Source organism: Streptomyces omiyaensis (genome assembly GCF_014650895.1).
Lineage (GTDB): Bacteria > Actinomycetota > Actinomycetes > Streptomycetales > Streptomycetaceae > Streptomyces > Streptomyces omiyaensis.
The window spans coordinates 339575-356923 of the sequence record NZ_BMVV01000005.1 but is presented as its reverse complement, the minus strand read 5'-3'; the positions used below and the strand labels follow the sequence as shown (position 1 = coordinate 356923).

The following is a 17349-nucleotide window of genomic DNA, read 5'->3' as shown; positions in this document are numbered from 1 at the left end:
CCCCGAGCGGCTCACCGCGTTCCTGGAAGGAAGACACGTGCGACACCATCCACCCCGCGCCGTACGGGGGCTGACAGCCGCCGCGCTCGTCGCCGGGCTGACGGGCTCTCTCCTGGGCCTGACCGCGCCCGCGCGGGCGGCCGACGACTGGCGCCCGCTCCGCGCGCTCACCCCCGACGTTCCGAAGGACACCGGGCGCGACAAGCTCGGCACCCACGACCGCACCCTTCTCCAGGAGGCGGAGAGCAGGAAGACCGGGACGGTCACCGTCCTGCTCGCCACCGCCGAGGGCCGCACCGAGGAGCTGCGCGCCGCGGTCGAGAAGGCCGGCGGCCACCTCGGCAAGGCCGACGACCGCCTCGGTTACGTCCGCTCCACCGTGCCGACCGCCAAGGTCGAGGAGCTGGCCGGACTCGACACGGTCAGGGCCGTCGACCTCAACGAGACCTTCGCGCTGCCCGATCCGTCACCCGTCACCGCCGCCGACAGGAAGGCGGGGGAGACGGGCACGGCCCCGGCCCCCGGCAAGAACACCCCGGCGGGCAACCCGTACCTGCCGACCGCGGAGACGGGCGCGGTGGACTTCACCGACCGGCACCCGACCTGGGACGGCCGCGGCATCACCGTCGGCATCCTCGACACCGGGGTCGACCTCGCGCACCCCGCGCTGCGGACCACCACCACCGGCGAACGCAAGCTGGCCGACTGGGTCACCGCCACCGACCCCGTTCTCGACGGCGACCCGACCTGGCTGGAGATGCGGTTCAAGGTCACCGGCCCGTCCTTCACCAACGGCGGCGTCAAGTGGACCGCCCCCGAAGGCGCTTACCAGTTCCAGCTGTTCAGGGAGAGCACCACCTACGGCAGCGAACTCGCCGGAGACGTCAACCGCGACGGCGACTACGACGACGACTTCGGGGTCCTGTACCGCAAGAGCGACCACACCATCTGGGTGGACACCGACCTCGACCACTCCTTCGAGGAGGACGAGACCGTCGCCCCGTACGCCGAGAACGGCGCGACGGCGACCTTCGGCACCGACGACCCGACCACCGCGGTCGCCGAGTCGATGCCCTTCACCGTCGAGCACCGCGACGACGTCGACCTCTCCCCGCGTGGCGGCACGAGCACCGGGAAGACCGCCGACTTCGTGAGCGTCGGCATCGTGTCCGGCGCCCACGGCACCCACGTCGCGGGCATCACCGCCGGACACGGACTGTTCGGCGGGCGGATGGACGGCGCCGCCCCCGGCGCCCGTATCGTCTCCGAACGCGTCTGCCTCTTCCGCGGCGGCTGCACCTCCTACGCTCTCGCCGAAGGCATGATCGACGTCGTCGTGAACAAGGGCGCCGATGTCGTCAACCTGTCCGTCGGCGGTCTCCCCGCGCTCAACGACGGCCAGAACGTCCGCTCCGTCCTCTACAACCGCCTCATCGACCGGTACGGCGTCCAGATCTTCGTCTCCGCCGGCAACGACGGCCCCGGCATGAACACCGTCGGCGACCCGTCTGTGGCCGGACAGGTCGTCAGCGTCGGCGCCTCCGTCAGCCGGGCCACCTGGTGGGCGGACTACGGCTCGCGCGTCGAGACCCCCGAGGCCCTCTTCCCCTTCTCCGCGCGCGGCCCGCGCGAGGACGGCGGCATGAAGCCGACCCTGGTCGCCCCCGGCGCCGCCGTCTCCGCCATCCCCACCTGGTTGCCCGGCTCACCCGTCCCGCAGGCCGGGTACGAACTGCCGCCGGGCTATGCCATGTTCAACGGCACCTCGATGGCCTCCCCGCAGGCCGTGGGCGCCGCGGCACTGCTGCTCTCCGCCGCCGCCGCGACCGGCCGGGACATCACCCCGGCAGCCCTGCGCACCGCGCTGACCAGCAGCGCGGACTACCTCGACGGCGAGCCCGCCTACGCCCAGGGCGCCGGCCGGATCTCCGTCCCGCAGGCGTGGCGGCTCCTCGAACGCGGCCCCGAACCCGCCGCGTACGGAGTGAAGGCACCGGTCTGCGCCGCGCTCTCGGGCCTGCTCACCACGCCCGGCACCGGCGAGGGCGTCTACGACCGCTGCGCCGAGCAGGACGGCGGCCAGGAGGCCGGCCGGCCGAAGACGTACGACATCGAACTCACCCGCACCGAGGGCGGCAGCGGCGTCACCCGGCTGTCCTGGCTGGGCGACGACGGCGTCTTCACCGCCCCGGCCCTGGTACGGCTCAAGCAGGGCGAGCCCACCACCGTCACCGTCCGTGCCGCACCGCGCCACACCGGTGCCCACTCCGCCGTGCTGCGCGTGGACGACCTCGGCACACCCGGAGTCGACCGGATGGTGCTCGTCACCGTCGTCGCAGCGGACCGGCCCAAGGCGCCAGGACACACCGCGGTCATGGCGGGCGACGTCATCCGCAACCGCACCCGGTCCCTGTTCGTCGCCGTGCCCCAGGGCGCCGCGGCGATACGCGTCGACCTCACCCGGATCGCCGAAGGCAGCCAGACCCGCTTCCTCGCCGTCGACCCGCAAGGCAAGCCGGCCGAGGACACCGCGGCCAGCCGCTGCTACACCCACCATTCGGATGTCGAGGAGTGCGACCCGGCCTCCCGCGTGTTCGAGACGCCGATGGCCGGCGTGTGGGAGTTCCAGGTCGAGAGCCGACGCACCTCGCCGCTGCTCGACAACCCGTTCCGGCTCACGGCGACCGTGCAGGGCGCCACGCTCGACCCCAGGTCCGCGACGATCGACGAGGCGGCGCTGCACACTCCGGTGGAGCGCACCTTCACCGCCGTGAACGCCTTCGCCCCGGTGAAGGCCCGCCCGGTCGGCGGCCCGCTCGGCGCGGTGTCCCACGCCCGGCCGACCGTCGCGGACCAGCAGCTCACCGGCAAGCAGATCACCGTCCCCCGGGACGCCACCCGGTTCGAGGTCGCCCTGGGCAACCCCTCCGACCCGAAGGCCGACCTGGACCTGTTCCTCGTCCACCAGTCGGGCACGCTCGCCGGCTCCTCCACCAACGGCGGGTCCGAGGAACGCATCACCGTGAAGGACCCGGCCCCCGGCTACTACCTGCTGTACATCGCCGGCACGGCCGTGCCGTCCGGCAGCACCGCCTTCGACGTCCAGGACACCATGTTCTCGGAATCCCTCGGAGCGGTCACGGTGGACGACACGGAGCCCGTAGACCTGGCGTCCGGAGCCGCGCTGACGGTGCGGGGCCGACTCACCGCGGACGTCCGTCCGCCCGCCGGCCGGCAGCTCGTCGGCCGCTTCTCCCTGGCGACCGACCGAGGCACCACGCTCGGCAGCACCGACGTCCTCATCGGCTCCGTCACCCAGCCGACGGCCGAGGTGACCGCCGCCTTCGGACCGGCCGTCGGCTTCGGCGTCGACGACAACGGCCGGGTCGTCGGCTCGCAGCAGTCAGGGGGGCGCACCCGCCCGATCTCCTGGACCGCGAAGGACGGCGTCACCGCGCTCGACCCGGCCGCCTCGACCAGTGGCTACGCGCTGGGCACCAGCCCGGCCTCCGGCCTGACCGTGGGGCAGCTGACCCTGCCCGGCGGCACCCGTGGAGCACTCTGGGACGCGAACGGCACGCTCAGCGTGCTGCCGCTGCCGGACTGGGAGCAGTACACCTACGACCGGGCCTTCGCGGTCAACGACTCCGGGACCGTGATCGGCAACGCCTCCGGACTGGTCACCGACCCCGCCACGGGCACCAGGCTCTCGGTCAACGACCCGTTCCGCTGGACCCGGGACGGCGGCTTCACCCGCCTGGCACACCTGACGGCCGACCGCCGGCTCACCGAGCCGCTGGCCATCGACGAGGCGGGCACGGTCGTCGGCCACTCGTCCAAGGAGGGCAGGCGCCACGCCGTGCGCTGGGACGCGGACGGCACCGTCCACGACCTCGGCACGCTGCCGGGGATGGCCGACAGCACCGCCCGCGACATCAGCGCCACCGGCACCGTCGTCGGCAGCAGCGGACACGACGCGTTCGTCCAGAGGCCCGGCGGCGCCATGACCCGGCTGCCCGACTTCGGCTTCGACGCGGACGCGTTCTCCGTGAACGCGGCGGGCTGGATCGCCGGCACGGCGGAACTCGAACCGGACGCGACGACCGCGGTCGTCTGGGACCCGCAGGGCCGCCTGTACGACCTGCGCGCCATGGTCGACCGCACCCACTGGGTGCCGACCGAGGGCATAGGCGTCAACGACCGCGGCGAGGTCGCCTTCTACGCGTACGACCTGACGGCGGATGGCTCGGTGAGGATCGTCACGGCGAAGCTTCCCGACTGACTGCGAACGCACGGAGGCCGTCCCCGGCGCGTTCGCGCGCCGGGGACGGCCTCCGTCAAGGGGTTCCGCGGGGTCAGGCCTTGTCGATGGTCAGGGTGATCATCGAGCGGATCGCGGTGTAGGTGCCGACGGACACCGAGTTGCCGACGAGCTCGGCGCTGCGGTCCGCGCCGTAGACGTCGAAGTTCAGCAGGACGGCTTCCTCGCGGCCGTCGCCTTCGAGGTCGGCGGTGAGGAACTCCCGCGCGCCCAGGGCGTCGTAGTAGGTCATGGCCGGCGGGTACGCCGCGCCCGAGGCGAGGAGCGACGCGTCGTAGACCGAGGCGAAGGTCTCGCCGGCGGCGACGACGAGGCGCCGGCCGTCGGGGCCCGTGACGAGGGCGCTGCTGCGGATCTCGCCGAGGGTGAGGACCTGCTGGTAGGCGGCCGGGTCGCCCGAGTAGGTCCGCAGGGCGACGAGGCTGGTGCCGATCAGGCCCTCGGGGGCCGTGTACCAGTTGGCGAGGGTGGCGTAGCCGCCCGCCTTGGACTCGTGCAGCACCGCGCCGGTGCGGCTGTCGCGGATCTGGACCATGTTGGCCAGCTGGTTCGGCGGGAGCTGGGTGGAGTCCCCGCGGATCACGTAGGTGAAGACCACCGCGTGGCCGTCGGCGTAGGGGATGCCGGGGGCGGCGAAGGTGCCGGCGCGCAGTGGGATGCCGAGGACGGCGCCGGTGGTGCCGGTGGCGGGTGCCTTCTGGGTGAACGACCAGGTGACCGAGCCGTCCGTGCCGTCGAGCGCGACCCCGCCGACGGGGACGCCGGCCGTGTTGCCGGGGTTGAGCCCCCGGGTCTGGTACTGGGCGTAGACCTTGCCCTCGGAGGCCGACAGGTCGGCGAAGGCCGGGGTGCCGATCTCCGCGGGGGCGGCCCACTCCCACTTCAGGGCGCCGGTGCCCTCGTAGGCGCGGACCTTGTCGGTGGCCACGGCCACCTCGGCGGCGCCGTCGCCGTCGAGGTCGGAGGCGACGACGTTGCGCACGTACGCGCCTCCGCCGTCGATGACGGTGAGCACCTTGCCCGTGGCGGCGTCCACGACCGCCGCGGCCGTGTCGGCGGCGACGATCAGCTCGTCGCGGCCGTCGCCGGTGGTGTCGGCCTTGACGATCTGGTTGACCTGCCCGGGCAGGACGGCCGTCCAGAGCCGCTTCGGCGTGCCCGCGACCATGGACGGGCCGTCGTAGGCGAACAGACCGCGGGAGACGCCGCCGACGACGACGTCCTGCTTCCTGTCGCCGGTGAGGTCGAGGGCGACGCCCGAGGAGACCGGCCCCTGCATCGGGGTGACGCTCTCCTCCTTGCCGTTGGCCAGGTTGTAGACGTGCACGTTCTGGTGGGTGTCGACGGTCCGCAGCCGCCAGCCGTCGCCCTTCGCGTACGCCTGCGCGCCGATCTGGGAGCCGACGATCCCGCGCTTCTCCCACTTCACCGCGCCGTTCTTGCCCGCGAGGACCGCGAGGCGGGCGTAGTGGGCCCCGCCGCGGTTGGCGGCGAGGGTCGAGTCCTGGTCGTCCAGGTACGAGGCGACGATCCTGCCGTCGACGGCCTTGAGCTGCCACGGGGTGCTCACGTCGGCGCCGCTGTTCTCGGACGGCTTGACCGTGCGTGCCCAGAGCGGGGACGCGTCGTCGCCGTTCAGGGCCCGGATGCTGCTGGAGTCGATGAACGGGCCCGCCGTGCCGACGGTCGCCTCGGCGACCGTGTACTCCGGCCTGGCGTCGCCCTGGATGTCGCCGATCTCCAGCGCCGTGGCCAGGGCGTTGACGCGGGTGGTCAGGGTGGTGCGGGTGCCGTCGGCGGGGCCGTACGAGGCGATCTCGTACGACATGCCCTCGTTGTAGTCCGACTGCTCCAGGGCGACGATCCGGTCCCGGACGGGGTCGTGGCGCAGCTGGCGGACGTAGTTCCGGCCCGACGTCTCCCAGCGGAGGCTGCCGTCGGCGGTGTCGATGACGAGGGTGTGGCCGCTGGGCGTGCGGTCGGGGGCGTACCGCAGGGCCTGGTTCCAGGACGCGGCGACGAGGCCGTCGCCGATCGGTTCCAGGGACCCCCAGGAGACGCCGGTGTACGTGCCCGCGTCGTACGTCCAGGTGTCGGCGGGCGTGAGCCGGCCGTCGGCGTAGGAGAAGCGGATGCCGTTGAGCGTCGTCTTCGATCCGGCCGGGGAGTTGAGGTTGTAGTACGCCGAGTCGGCGACCACGAGGGTCTTGCCGACCAGCTTGATGTTGTACGCGCCGGCGTACAGCTTCGACCAGAGGGTCTTGCCGGTGGAGCCGTCGAGCACGGTGACGAAGGTGCCGTTGGGCAGGGTCGAGCCGGGCGAGGTGAACGGCCGGTAGGGCTGCACGCCGACCTTGGCGGTGAAGACGAGGTCGTCGACGCCGTCGCCGGTCAGGTCGCCGGTCGCGTAGCCGTCGTCGGAGGACGCGGAGAAGGGGCTGACCGCGTTGAACCCCATGACGATCGCCGCCGGGTACGGCTCCTTCGCGCCCCGGGGGGTCGGGGTGACCTGCCAGTCGGTGTGCAGCGAGCCCGAGTCCCGCTTCCACAGCTGCCTGCCGTCGGCGCTCATGCGCTGGACGACGCCCAGCGCGTGGACGGTGAAGTAGTCGCCGGCCGAGCCGCCGACCGCGAGCGTCCGGGCGGCGCCCTGGACGCCCTCGACGGCCGAGCGGTTCGTCATCCTGAGGGCGCCGGAGGCGGCGGTGCCGCTCTCCGTGCCGGTGGCCGCGGCGCCGGCCGTGTCGGCGCTCTCGGCGGTCTCCCGCGCGGTCCTGGCGGTGTCGAGCGCGTCGAGGCCGGCGGCCGCGGTGGTGCCGTCGCCGTCGAGGTCCGGCTGGAAGCGGCCCGCCAGTGTCGCGGCCTGGGTGTCGGTGAGGGTCAGGAGCCCGGAGTCGTCGGCCTGGGCGACGGCCGGGACGGCGCCGAGGGCCAGTCCGGCGGCGACCAGGGCGGAGGCGAGGCGCAGGCCCCGTCGGTCGATGCTGCTCATCACGCGCCCTTCGGGGTGAAGCGGATTGCGGTGGCGTCGCTCAGGACGGGGGAGTCGAAGGAGTGGCCGAGGCCGTCGGTGCCGGCCTGGTTCTCGATGCCGGTGGTGGCGGAGGCACCCTGCTGGAGCGGGTTCGAGCCGATGCCCTTGTACTGGAGGGTGACGGCGCCGGTCGCCTCGTCGAAGACGGCCTCGAAGGAGATCCGGACCGAGGGGGCGGCGACGAAGGCCGCGTTGTTCCAGACGACGGCGAAGCGGCGGGCGCCGGGGGTGCCGGTGGTGGCGGTCTGGACGCTGGACTTCTTGTCCAGGACCAGGTCGTCCCAGAAGGCGGCGACGACGCCGTGCGGCTGGGTGGTGCTGGGCAGGGCGGTGTTGGCGTAGTCGCCCAGGCGCGGTGCGAGGAAGTTGACCAGGCCGTTGGTGGTGACGGACGCGCGGGTGTAGGCGGTGCCGTAGTGGCGCACCGGGAAGGGCAGGGACACGGTGGTGGCGTCCTCGTCGCCGGTGAGGGCGACCTTGGTGCTGCCCGGGATCCAGGCGGAGGCGACCGGGGCGCAGCTGTACGTGCCGCCCGCGTCGGTGCGGTTCGGCAGGCGCACGGTGGCGGTCTCGTCCCCGTCGACGGTGAGCGGCTGGGCGGCGGGGCCGTTGCAGCGGACCGGGGCGGCGGGGTCGGCGGTGAGGGTGAAGGCGCCTTCGGCGACGTCCGGGACGGTGAAGCGTCCGGAGGCGTCGGTGGTGACGGCGGCGACCGGGGTGCCCGCGACCTTCACGGTGGTGCCGGGGAGCGGCTTGCCGGTGACGTCCAGGACGGTGCCGGTGAGGGCGTGGTGCGGGACGGCGTCGAGCGTGAAGTCCTTCGTCGTGTCGCCGCCCGCGACGACCGCGTAGTCCGATTCGCCGGCGGCGGCGTAGCCGTAGCCGCTCAGCGTCAGGGCGTAGGCGCCGGCGGGCAGCGTCAGCCGGTACGAACCGTCGGCGACGGTCGTGACGGTGCGGGTGACGGCGTCGCCGGCGGCCTTCACGGTGATGCCGCCGATTCCCGCCCCGGTCGCCTTGTCGACGACGCGGCCGCTGACGACGGCTGCGGTGTGCGGGGCGGCGTCGACGGCGCCGAGGATGTCGAGCTTGCCCTCGCCCCAGACGTTGTTCATGTCGGCGGTGCCGCCGCAGTGGGTGTCGTCCACGTCGTGGGCGGCGTCGTTCAGCAGCGTGCGGGTGGCGTCGATGTTCCCGATCAGCGACGGGGCCTCGGACCACAGCAGGGCGACGGCGCCCGCGACGTGCGGCGTGGCCATCGACGTGCCGTTGATGGTGTTGTACGACGAGCCGGGCCAGGTGGAGCGGATGTTCACGCCCGGTGCGGAGATGTTCGGCTTCGCCGAGCCGTCGACCAGTGAGGGGCCGAAGCCGGAGAAGGAGGCGATCTTCCCGTTGGAGTCGTAGGCGCCGACGCCGTAGGAGGGGGCCTGGGCGCCGGGGGCGTTGGCGGTGGAGCAGGTCGTGCCGTCGCCGTCGTTGCCGGCGGCGAAGGCCTCGAAGATGCCGGCGGAGTTCCACGCCTCGACGATGTCCTGGTAGAAGGTGGTGTCACCGCCGCCCCAGGAGTTGTTGACGATGTCGGGCGCGAGGTCCGGGCGAGGGTTCTGCCCGTTGCGGTCGGTCGGCGCGAGGATCCACTGGCCGGCGGCGAGCAGCGAGGCGTCCGAGCAGCTCTTGCTCTCGCAGCCCTTGGCCGCTATCCAGGTGGCCCCGGGCGCCACACCGACGCCGCCGGACGCGACCATGGTGCCCATCGTGTGGGTGCCGTGGCCGTTGTTGTCGCACGGGGTGCCGGAGGAGCCGCACTGGCCGGTCGGGTCGTACCAGTTGTAGTCGTGGCCGAAGGCACCGCCGCCCAGGTTGCCGCGGTAGTTGCCGACCAGCGCCGGGTGGTCGTACTGGACGCCCGAGTCGATGTTGGCGATGACGACGCCCTCGCCGCGGTCGCCGTACTGGTCCCAGACCTGGTCGGCCTTGATGTCCGCGACGCCCCACTCCGGGGTGACGGTCCCGGCCGCGTCGGCGGCGGTCGCGGAGCCGGCGGCGGCGGCCTGGGAGGCGGCCTCGACGCCGTCGAGGCGGTACGTCCGCTCCTTGACGATGCTCGCCACGTCCGCGCGGCCCGCGAGCTCCTCGACGACGCTCTTGTCCGCGGTGGTCACCAGCAGCGTGTTGGCGATCCAGTACGACTCGTACCCGACCTTCTTGCGGTCCAGGAACGCGCGCAGCGGCTTCTGGCTGTCCGCCGCCTCCGCCTTCAGCGCGTCGAAGGCGGTCTTCGCCCGGGCGCCGTGGCCCTTCGCGCGCTTCGCGGTGGAGAGGTCGGCCCGGTCCTTGAGGACGACGAAGAACCGGGACTCCTGGCCGGCGGAGACGGCGTCGAGCACGGCGGCGTCGACGCGGGCCTGGCCGGGGGAGGCGGAGGAGGCGGGGGAAGCGGCGGCGGACTGGGGGAGCACGGCGGCCGAACCGCCGAGCACGGCGGCAAGGGTGACCGCCGCCCATGCGGTGCCCCGGAGCCGGGGCGTGCGGGGGACATTCATCAGGGGGACTCGCTCCTTCGGGGGAGGGGACGCCCGGCAGTCCAGGGGGTTCTCACGGACGCGGACCGGACGGTGCCACACGCTAGAAGGAGGGGCGTTACTCAGGCATTACTGCGATCCTGACCACGCCTGCGCGGCTGGTGATCCCGCACTCCCGCCGACGCCACCAGTGTCCCGAGCGGCTTGCCACCGCCCTCCAGGGCCGCCGCCGATGAACGCTCAGGCGCCGACGCCGACCCGCGGGAGTCACAGGGCCCGGCTCCGACCGCTGCCGCGGTCCTCCGCTCGCCCGTTCCTTTGCCCCCGGCCGCCGACCCGCGCTGCGAGACCTTCAGCCCAGGCCCGCGGTCTCCCGCATGTGTGACGGAACATCAGGAAAGTCAGCATGCGGTCAGCATGAGTCGTCGGCGTCCCCGGAGAATTCCCTTAACAGCCGTCGGTGACGACGCGAAAACCCAGGTGAGGGTACGTATCACCCGGCCAGGGCGATGTTCCTCACCAACATCGTTCGCCGCGTGCCGGTGTACAGTCGAGACCGCCCTTGACCTGCAGAAAGCAGGCAGGGAGCCGTCTTAGAGGAGTTCACAGTGCTGCGTACTCTGTTCAAGTCCAAGATCCACCGCGCCACCGTCACCCAGGCGGACCTGCACTACGTCGGGTCCGTGACCGTCGACGCCGATCTGCTGGACGCCGCCGATCTGCTGCCCGGCGAGCTCGTCCACATCGTCGACGTCACCAACGGCGCCCGGCTGGAGACCTACGTCATCGAGGGCGAGCGGGGGTCCGGGGTCATCGGCATCAACGGGGCCGCCGCCCATCTGGTGCACCCCGGTGACCTGGTGATCCTCATCAGCTACGCGCAGATGGAGGACGCCGAGGCGCGGGCGTACGTGCCGCGCGTCGTGCACGTCGACGCGGGGAACCGCATCGTGGAGCTGGGTGCCGACGCCTCGGCGCCCGTGCCCGGCAGCGACACCGTGCGTCCGCCGCACGCGGTGCCGGCACCCGTCTGACCGAGGGAGCGCGGCGCATGGCAGAGCAGCGGGCGGCCGAGCCGATCATCCGTGACGTGCGGGAGGAGGGGCGGCTGGAGGCGTACGTCGACGACGTCTTCGCCGGCGTGATCGTCCACTTCGCCCTCGACGAGGAGCCGCACGCGCTCGTCGCCGTGCACACGGTCGTCGACCCCGACCACCAGGGCAGGGGGATCGCGGGCGCGCTCGTCCGCGAGTTCCACGCGATCGCCGCCCGCGCGGGCGTGCCCGTGGTGCCGCTCTGCCCCTACGCGGCCAAGTGGGCCGAGCGGCATCCCGAGGAGGCCCCGCCGCCCTCCGCCGAGGTGGTCCGCGCGGCCGAGCGACAGCTGGCCGCGACCCCGGGCCTGTGGTGACGGCCGCGTGCCCCGCCGGGGCGCACCCCGGCCCCGCCCGCGCGTGACCCGGCGGGGCCGGGGTTCCCGAGGGCTCGCCCTCCGGTCCGGCCCCACCGGCTCCGCGCCCGGTCCGGCGGGGCCGACGCCCCCGCCCCGGCCCCGCGTGATCCCGCGCGACCCCGGGTCCGACCCGGACGGCGTCGCGCGGAGGCGGGACGGAGGTGTCGACGGCGTCCTTGGGGGAAGCTGGAGGGAGACCGAGGGGGGCCGTCGACCAGGAGGTTCCGTCATGACCCATCCGTATCCCGACCCGCTGCCGCCTTCGCCCATCCCGCCGCCGCAGCCCTCGCCCCCGCCGGTTCCGCCGCCCAATCCGGTGCCCGCCCCGCCGGACCCGGTCCCGCCCGCGCCGCCGCAGCCCGGCGGGCCGGTGCCCGCGCCGGAGCCGCAGCCCCAGCCCGGCCCCGCCGGGGGAGGGTGCGCCGCGGAACGGGCGTGACGTCAACGGGCCGGTGACGCAAGGGAGTCCACCGACTTGGCGGACTTCCGCGTCCGGCTTGTCACGCAGCGTGCGACCCCCGTAACTTGGACCGCTGTCGCCGTGTTCTAGGGGGGCCCATGGCCGCAAGCGGACGTCACCGCCGCCACCAGCCGAGCCGGATCAACCGTGCCTCGCTCACCGTCACCGCAGGAGGGGCCGGCCTCGCGCTGCCGCTCATCGGCGCGGGCACCGCCGAGGCGGCCTCGCTCGACGTCTGGGAGAAGGTCGCGTCCTGCGAGTCCTCCTCCAACTGGCGCATCAACACCGGGAACGGCTACTTCGGCGGCCTCCAGTTCAGCCAGTCCACCTGGGAGGCGTACGGAGGGCGCGAGTTCGCGCCCCGCGCCGACCTGGCCTCCAAGGACCAGCAGATCGCCGTGGCCGAGCGGGTCCTCAAGGGGCAGGGGCCCGGCGCCTGGCCCGCCTGCGGCAACCGCGCCGGCCTCGCCCGCGGCGGCCCCGCCCCGGAGGCCTCCGGCGGCGGGAAGGACGTGCGGACCGCCTCGCTGCCCGCCCAGCGCGCCCTGACGGGCGGCGAGCCGGCCAAGCCCGGCCCGACGACCGTCCCCACCGTCCGCGAGATGTACACCGTCACGCCCGGCGACTCGCTCTCCGGGATCGCCCGCGACGAGCGGGTCCGCGGCGGCTGGCAGCGCCTGTACGAGATCAACCGCAAGGTCGTCGGGGACGACCCCGACCTGATCCACCCCGGCCAGCGCCTCACCCTGAAGATCGCCGCCCCGTCCCGCCCGGCCACCCCGTCGGGCACCGGTCCGACGACCGTGCGGCCGCCGTCGACGAAGCCGCAGGCGGCCCCGAAGCCCCCGGCCACCGCCACGCCCGCCCCGAAGCCCCCGGCCGTCGAGGCCGTCACCGGCCGGCCCGCCGCGAAGCCCCCGGTCGAGACGGCCGCGAAGCCGCCGGTCAAGGCCGTGCAGGCGCCGCCGGCCAGGCCCGTCGAGAAGCCCCGGGGCACCCCGCGGCCGGCGCCGGTGGAGAAGCCGCGGGCGACGCCCCAGGCGAAGCCGCGGCCCGCTCCGCAGGCCACCTCGAAGCCGAAGCCGCAGGACAAGCCCCGGGCCCGGCCCGTCGAAGCGCGCGAGGACCGCTACTCCGCCCCGGTCGCCGCCGGGATCGGGACCCGCTACGGCAAGCCCGGCTCCTCCTGGTCCAGCGGCTACCACACGGGCGTGGACTTCCCCGTGCCCACCGGGACGACCGTCAAGGCCGTGGCCGACGGCCGGATCGTCTCCGCCGGCTGGGGCGGCGCCTACGGCTACCAGATCGTCGTCCGCCACGACGACGGCCGCTACAGCCAGTACGCCCACCTCTCCGCCCTCTCGGTCCGCGAGGGGCAGCGGGTCACCGGCGGTCAGCGCATCGGGCGGTCAGGGTCGACCGGCAACAGCTCGGGACCGCACCTCCACTTCGAGGTGCGGACGGGTCCCGGATACGGCTCCGACATCGACCCCCTGGCCTACCTCAGGGCCCGCGGCGTCTCCATCTGACGCCGAGGGCCCGTCCCCGCCCGGGTCCCCGCCCGGGCGGGCCAGCCGGTCGAGCGTCAGCTCCACGAGGCCGCCCGCCGCGACCGCCCCGCAGACCAGCGCCGCCACGGTGCCCGCCGCCCCGTACCGGAAGCCCTCGCCGAAGAGGGTCAGCCCGACGGTGGCGGCCACCACCGGGTTCACCACCGTCACCGTGGCCAGCGGGGCGGCGAGCCCGGCACCCCGGTAGGACGCCTGGGACAGCAGCAGGCCGGTGACGGCGAGCGCCGACAGGACCAGTGCCGGGCCCCACTCGGCGAGCGGCGCGTCCGCCGACCACTCCTCGGCGACCGCCTTGGTGAAGACCGACGCCACCCCGAAGGCCACACCGGCCGCCGCCGCGAGCGCGACCCCGCGCAGCACGGACCGGCCGGCCAGCCGCGCCAGCGCGAACAGCGCCGCCACCACCGCGAAGGTCGCCCCCGCGAGCAGCCAGCGCTCCCCGCCGCCGGGGGTGCGCCCCTCCCCGCCGTCCGTCACGCTGAGCAGGCCCGCGAGCCCGGCCGTGGCCATCAGCGCCCCGTGCCAGGCCCGCCGCCCCGCCCGCCGCCGCACGAACAGCGCGGTCATCGGCAGCGCGAACACGATCGTGAGGGCGCCCAGCGGCTGCACCACGCTCAGCGGCCCGTAGGCCAGGGCGACGACGTGCAGTGCCGCGCCCACCCCGTTCAGGAGCACGGCGCCCCACCAGACCGGATTGCGCAGCGGCGCGTACGCAGGCCCGGAGGCGGCCGCCGCCACCCGCTCCTGCACGATCGCCGCACCCGCGTAGGCGACCGCGGAGACCAGCGACAGGACGACGGACAGCAGCAGCGGACTCATACCCTCCACGATCGCTCGCCGGGCCGCTCCCGTCGTCAGACCAGGGAACCCCTCACCGGTACCGCCGACGCAGTACGCCGAGATCACGTACACCCGGAGTCGTACGCCACCGCAGGTCATAGCGGGTCGAAACGGGACGATTCGGCTATGGGAAGCGGTACCGGGCGTGCGGGCGGTGCGGCAGGGGAGCCAGATCCCGAGCCAGTCGCCGCCCGGAGCGGTCCACTTTGGCCCGCGAAGCCGCTCCGCGCCCCCGGATACGGTGGGCCCGCCCCGCCGGAGCCGTACCGGCGGGGGAGCCGAGGGGGAGACCGTGGATCCCGACGAGAACGCACCCGCCGGAGCCGTGGCCTCCGCTTCCATCTCCGTCGAAACCGGAACAGGTGCCGCGGCGGAGGCCGCCTCCGGCGGACCCGCCGAGGTCCCCTCCGTCGACTTCGTCGGGGGGTTCTTCGCCCTGCGGACCGCGCCGCCGCCCACCGGCGGCGACCACCGTCCCCTCGCCCGGCTCTACGCGGGGAAGGACCCGGCCGGCGACGCGCCCCTCCACGCGCGCGTGGACCGGGTCGCCGCCCGGCTCGGCGCGCCCGAGCGGCGCGTCGGCGCCTCCGTCGCCCATCTCGGGCTCGCCGCCCGCCTCTGGTCGACGGCGCTCGGGCCGGCCGCGCTCCACGGCCGCTTCCCCGCCCTCGACCCGGCCGGCCTGCACTGGGACCCGGCCCTCACCTCCCCGGACGACCTGTGGTGGGCCGGCGGCGGCACCCGCCCGGCCACCGTCGCCGCGCTCCGCGAGGCCGTCCACGAGGCGCACCTCGTCCCGCTCCACGCGGCCTTCGCCCGCGACGGGCGGATCTCGCCCCGGCTGCTGTGGGGGAACGCCGGCTCCGCCCTCGCCGGGGCCCTGCGCGAACTCACCCGCTGGGCCCGCGCCCACGGCAGGCCCGCGGCGGCCGAGCGGGCCGCCGCCCTCGTCCAGGGCCTCTTCGACCACCCCGACCTGGCCGGTACCGTCCGGGGCCCCGGGCTGCGCCGCGCCAGCTGCTGTCTCTACTACCGCTGCCCCTCCGGCGGCCTCTGCGGCGACTGTGTGTTCGACCACGCTCCCGGAACGGGTTTGGAACGGCGGGCCCCGGCTCCGTAAAGTTGACACTTCAAAACCCCCGGCGGCACCCCGCCCGCGAGCGATCGAGGAACGACGAAGGCCATGACGGTGACCGAAGAACTCCAGGAGTACGGGCCGGGAATCGACCCCGAGCGCCTGGCCGTCTGTCTGAGCGTGCTCGACGAGCTGGAGAAGATCGACGTCGACCACCCCGACGCGATCGCCGTCCGCCGCGCCACCGCCGGCATCTACCGCTCGGTGAAGCAGCGCCGCCGCCAGGAGCGCCGCGCCGCGAAGACCGCCCACGACCGGGCCGTCACCGAGGCCACCGCGACCGGCTCCGCGCAGCGCATCGACGACGAGACCGAGGGCATCCTGCCCTCCTCGGTCACCGAGGCGGGGCGGATCGCGGGCATACTCCAGCGCCCCCGGTCCTGCTACACCTGCAAGACCCGGTACGTCGAGGTCGACTACTTCTACCACCAGCTCTGCCAGGACTGCGCGGCCCTCAACCGCGGCAAGCGGGACGCCCGCGCGGACCTCACCGGCAAGCGCGCCCTGCTGACCGGCGGCCGCGCGAAGATCGGCATGTACATCGCGCTGCGCCTGCTCCGCGACGGCGCGCACACCACGATCACCACCCGCTTCCCCAAGGACGCCATCCGCCGCTTCAAGGCGATGGAGGACTCGGCGGAGTGGATCCACCGCCTGGAGGTCGTCGGCATCGACCTGCGCGACCCGGGCCAGGCCGTGGCCCTCGCCGAGCGGGTCTCCGCCGCGGGCCCGCTGGACATCCTGATCAACAACGCCACGCAGACCGTGCGCCGGCTCCCCTCCGCGTACGCCGCCCTGGTCGACGGCGAGTCCGCGCCGCTGCCGGCCGGCGAGCTGCCCGCCCACCACGTCATCGGCGCCTTCAACTCCGGCGCCGTCGACGGCCTCGCCGCGCTGCCCGTCGGCACCAGCGGCCTGGACGCCCAGAAGGTCGCGGACCTCGCCCTCGTCGCGGGCAACGCGAGCCTGGAGCGCCACCACGCCGGCACCGCGATCGACGCCGGCGGCCTCCTCCCGGACGTCGTGGACTCCAACACCTGGGTGCAGACGATCGACCAGATCTCCCCGGTGGAGCTCCTGGAGACCCAGCTCTGCAACTACACCTCGCCGTTCATCCTGATCAGCGCGCTGCGCCCGTCGATGGCCGAGGCCGCCGCCAAGGCCGCGAGCGGCCGGGCGTACGTCGTGAACGTCTCCGCCATGGAGGGCGTCTTCTCCCGCGGCTACAAGGGCGCCGGACACCCGAACACCAACGCCGCGAAGGCCGCCATGAACATGGTGACCCGGACCAGCGCCCAGGAGATGTTCGAGGCCGACAGGATCCTCATGACCTCGGTCGACACCGGATGGATCACCGACGAGCGCCCGCACTTCGAGAAGCTGCGGCTCGCCGAGGCCGGCTTCCACGCCCCGCTGGACCTGGTCGACGGCGCCGCCCGCGTCTACGACCCCGTCGTGCGCGGCGAGGCGGGCGAGGACCTGTACGGCGTCTTCATGAAGGACTACGCCCCCGGCAAGTGGTAGGCCGCGGCGGGTCCCCCGCCGCCCCGTCCGCGTGATCACCGAGAAGCGCCCTTCCCTTCGGGAAAGGGCGCTTTTCCGGTCTCCGTCACCCGAACGCGTCACACTTTTGAGCCCGGTAGAGCGCGGGCGCGCTCATTTGGTTACTCTGATGCCCACGGTCGGCCACCGGAGCGACACCCGCTCCACGGCCGGCCAGGGGACTGGCCACCCACCTCGGCCGCGGTCCCGCCCGAAGAACGGCGCCACCGCGACCGACCGGCCCCACGTCCCCCTCTGAACGCGACACAAAGGAGTGCGCGGTGACACCCGAACTGACGAAGCAGGAACCGAAGCCCTCGGAACCCTCCGGGCGGAAGCGGCGCGACGGCGAGCTGGGAAGCCTCGAAGTCTGGGCCCGGTCGGCCCCGATCCGGCTCGCGGGCTACGAGGACGACCTCGCCGAGCCCCACATCCTGCCGGGCATCGACTGATCCGACGGGACGCCGC

10 protein-coding genes are annotated in these 17349 nt (G+C 74.0%); 7 read left to right on the top strand and 3 right to left on the bottom strand.

The genetic code is table 11. The features are described 5' to 3' along the window. The first annotated feature begins 37 nt into the window (after positions 1–37). A complete protein-coding gene (locus IE287_RS39085; protein ID WP_268254975.1) occupies positions 38–4282 on the top strand; it encodes a S8 family serine peptidase in 4245 nt (1414 codons plus the stop codon). Positions 4283–4355: 73 nt separating this feature from the next. Here IE287_RS39085 and IE287_RS11655 read toward each other — a convergent pair whose 3' ends face one another. Beyond that, a complete protein-coding gene (locus IE287_RS11655) occupies positions 4356–7313 on the bottom strand; it encodes a hypothetical protein (RefSeq protein ID WP_189848881.1) in 2958 nt (985 codons plus the stop codon). Beyond that, a complete protein-coding gene (locus IE287_RS11650) occupies positions 7313–9901 on the bottom strand; it encodes a S8 family serine peptidase (protein ID WP_189848880.1) in 2589 nt (862 codons plus the stop codon). Before IE287_RS11650 ends, IE287_RS11655 begins: the two co-directional genes overlap by 1 nt. A 587-nt stretch (positions 9902–10488) precedes the next feature. On the opposite strand from IE287_RS11650, the gene panD reads away from it, so the two are divergent. The 3 genes from panD (at position 10489) to IE287_RS11635 (ending at position 13322) form a co-directional block, all read left to right on the top strand. Further along, positions 10489–10914: an aspartate 1-decarboxylase gene (gene panD / locus IE287_RS11645; RefSeq protein ID WP_189848879.1), complete on the top strand. Its 426-nt coding sequence runs from the start codon at positions 10489–10491 to the stop codon at positions 10912–10914. A gap of 17 nt (positions 10915–10931) precedes the next feature. After that, positions 10932–11291, top strand: a complete 360-nt coding sequence (locus IE287_RS11640; protein ID WP_189848878.1) for a GNAT family N-acetyltransferase — start codon at positions 10932–10934, stop codon at positions 11289–11291. A 600-nt stretch (positions 11292–11891) separates the two neighbouring features. Then, on the top strand, positions 11892–13322 hold the full coding sequence (locus tag IE287_RS11635; RefSeq protein ID WP_189848877.1) for a transglycosylase family protein: 1431 nt from the start codon (positions 11892–11894) through the stop codon (positions 13320–13322). Here the strand turns inward: IE287_RS11635 and IE287_RS11630 are convergent. Beyond that, positions 13203–14183 carry a DMT family transporter gene (locus tag IE287_RS11630; RefSeq protein WP_189848876.1) on the bottom strand — a complete coding sequence of 327 codons (981 nt, stop codon included), beginning with the start codon at positions 14181–14183 and terminating at the stop codon, positions 13203–13205. The genes IE287_RS11635 and IE287_RS11630 overlap by 120 nt on opposite strands. A 457-nt stretch (positions 14184–14640) precedes the next feature. Here IE287_RS11630 and IE287_RS11625 point away from each other — a divergent pair, with 457 nt between their 5' ends. From IE287_RS11625 to IE287_RS11615, 3 genes are all read left to right on the top strand, one after another. Further along, positions 14641–15324 carry a (2Fe-2S)-binding protein gene (locus IE287_RS11625; RefSeq protein ID WP_229883422.1) on the top strand — a complete coding sequence of 228 codons (684 nt, stop codon included), beginning with the start codon at positions 14641–14643 and terminating at the stop codon, positions 15322–15324. A 63-nt stretch (positions 15325–15387) separates the two neighbouring features. After that, the gene (locus IE287_RS11620) at positions 15388–16863 is read left to right on the top strand and encodes an SDR family NAD(P)-dependent oxidoreductase (protein WP_189848875.1); all 1476 of its coding nucleotides are present in this window, start codon (positions 15388–15390) and stop codon (positions 16861–16863) included. 299 nt (positions 16864–17162) lie between these two features. Next, positions 17163–17333, top strand: a complete 171-nt coding sequence (locus tag IE287_RS11615) for a hypothetical protein (protein ID WP_189848874.1) — start codon at positions 17163–17165, stop codon at positions 17331–17333. The last annotated feature ends 16 nt before the right edge of the window (positions 17334–17349 follow it).

Coding starts and splice junctions, on each gene's coding strand:
- IE287_RS11655 (WP_189848881.1), bottom strand. CDS start 7,313: ATGAGCAGCATCGACCGACGGGGCCTGCGCCTCGCCTCCGCCCTGGTC.
- IE287_RS11635 (WP_189848877.1), top strand. CDS start 11,892: ATGGCCGCAAGCGGACGTCACCGCCGCCACCAGCCGAGCCGGATCAAC.
- IE287_RS11640 (WP_189848878.1), top strand. CDS start 10,932: ATGGCAGAGCAGCGGGCGGCCGAGCCGATCATCCGTGACGTGCGGGAG.
- IE287_RS11650 (WP_189848880.1), bottom strand. CDS start 9,901: ATGAATGTCCCCCGCACGCCCCGGCTCCGGGGCACCGCATGGGCGGCG.
- IE287_RS11630 (WP_189848876.1), bottom strand. CDS start 14,183: ATGAGTCCGCTGCTGCTGTCCGTCGTCCTGTCGCTGGTCTCCGCGGTC.
- IE287_RS11620 (WP_189848875.1), top strand. CDS start 15,388: ATGACGGTGACCGAAGAACTCCAGGAGTACGGGCCGGGAATCGACCCC.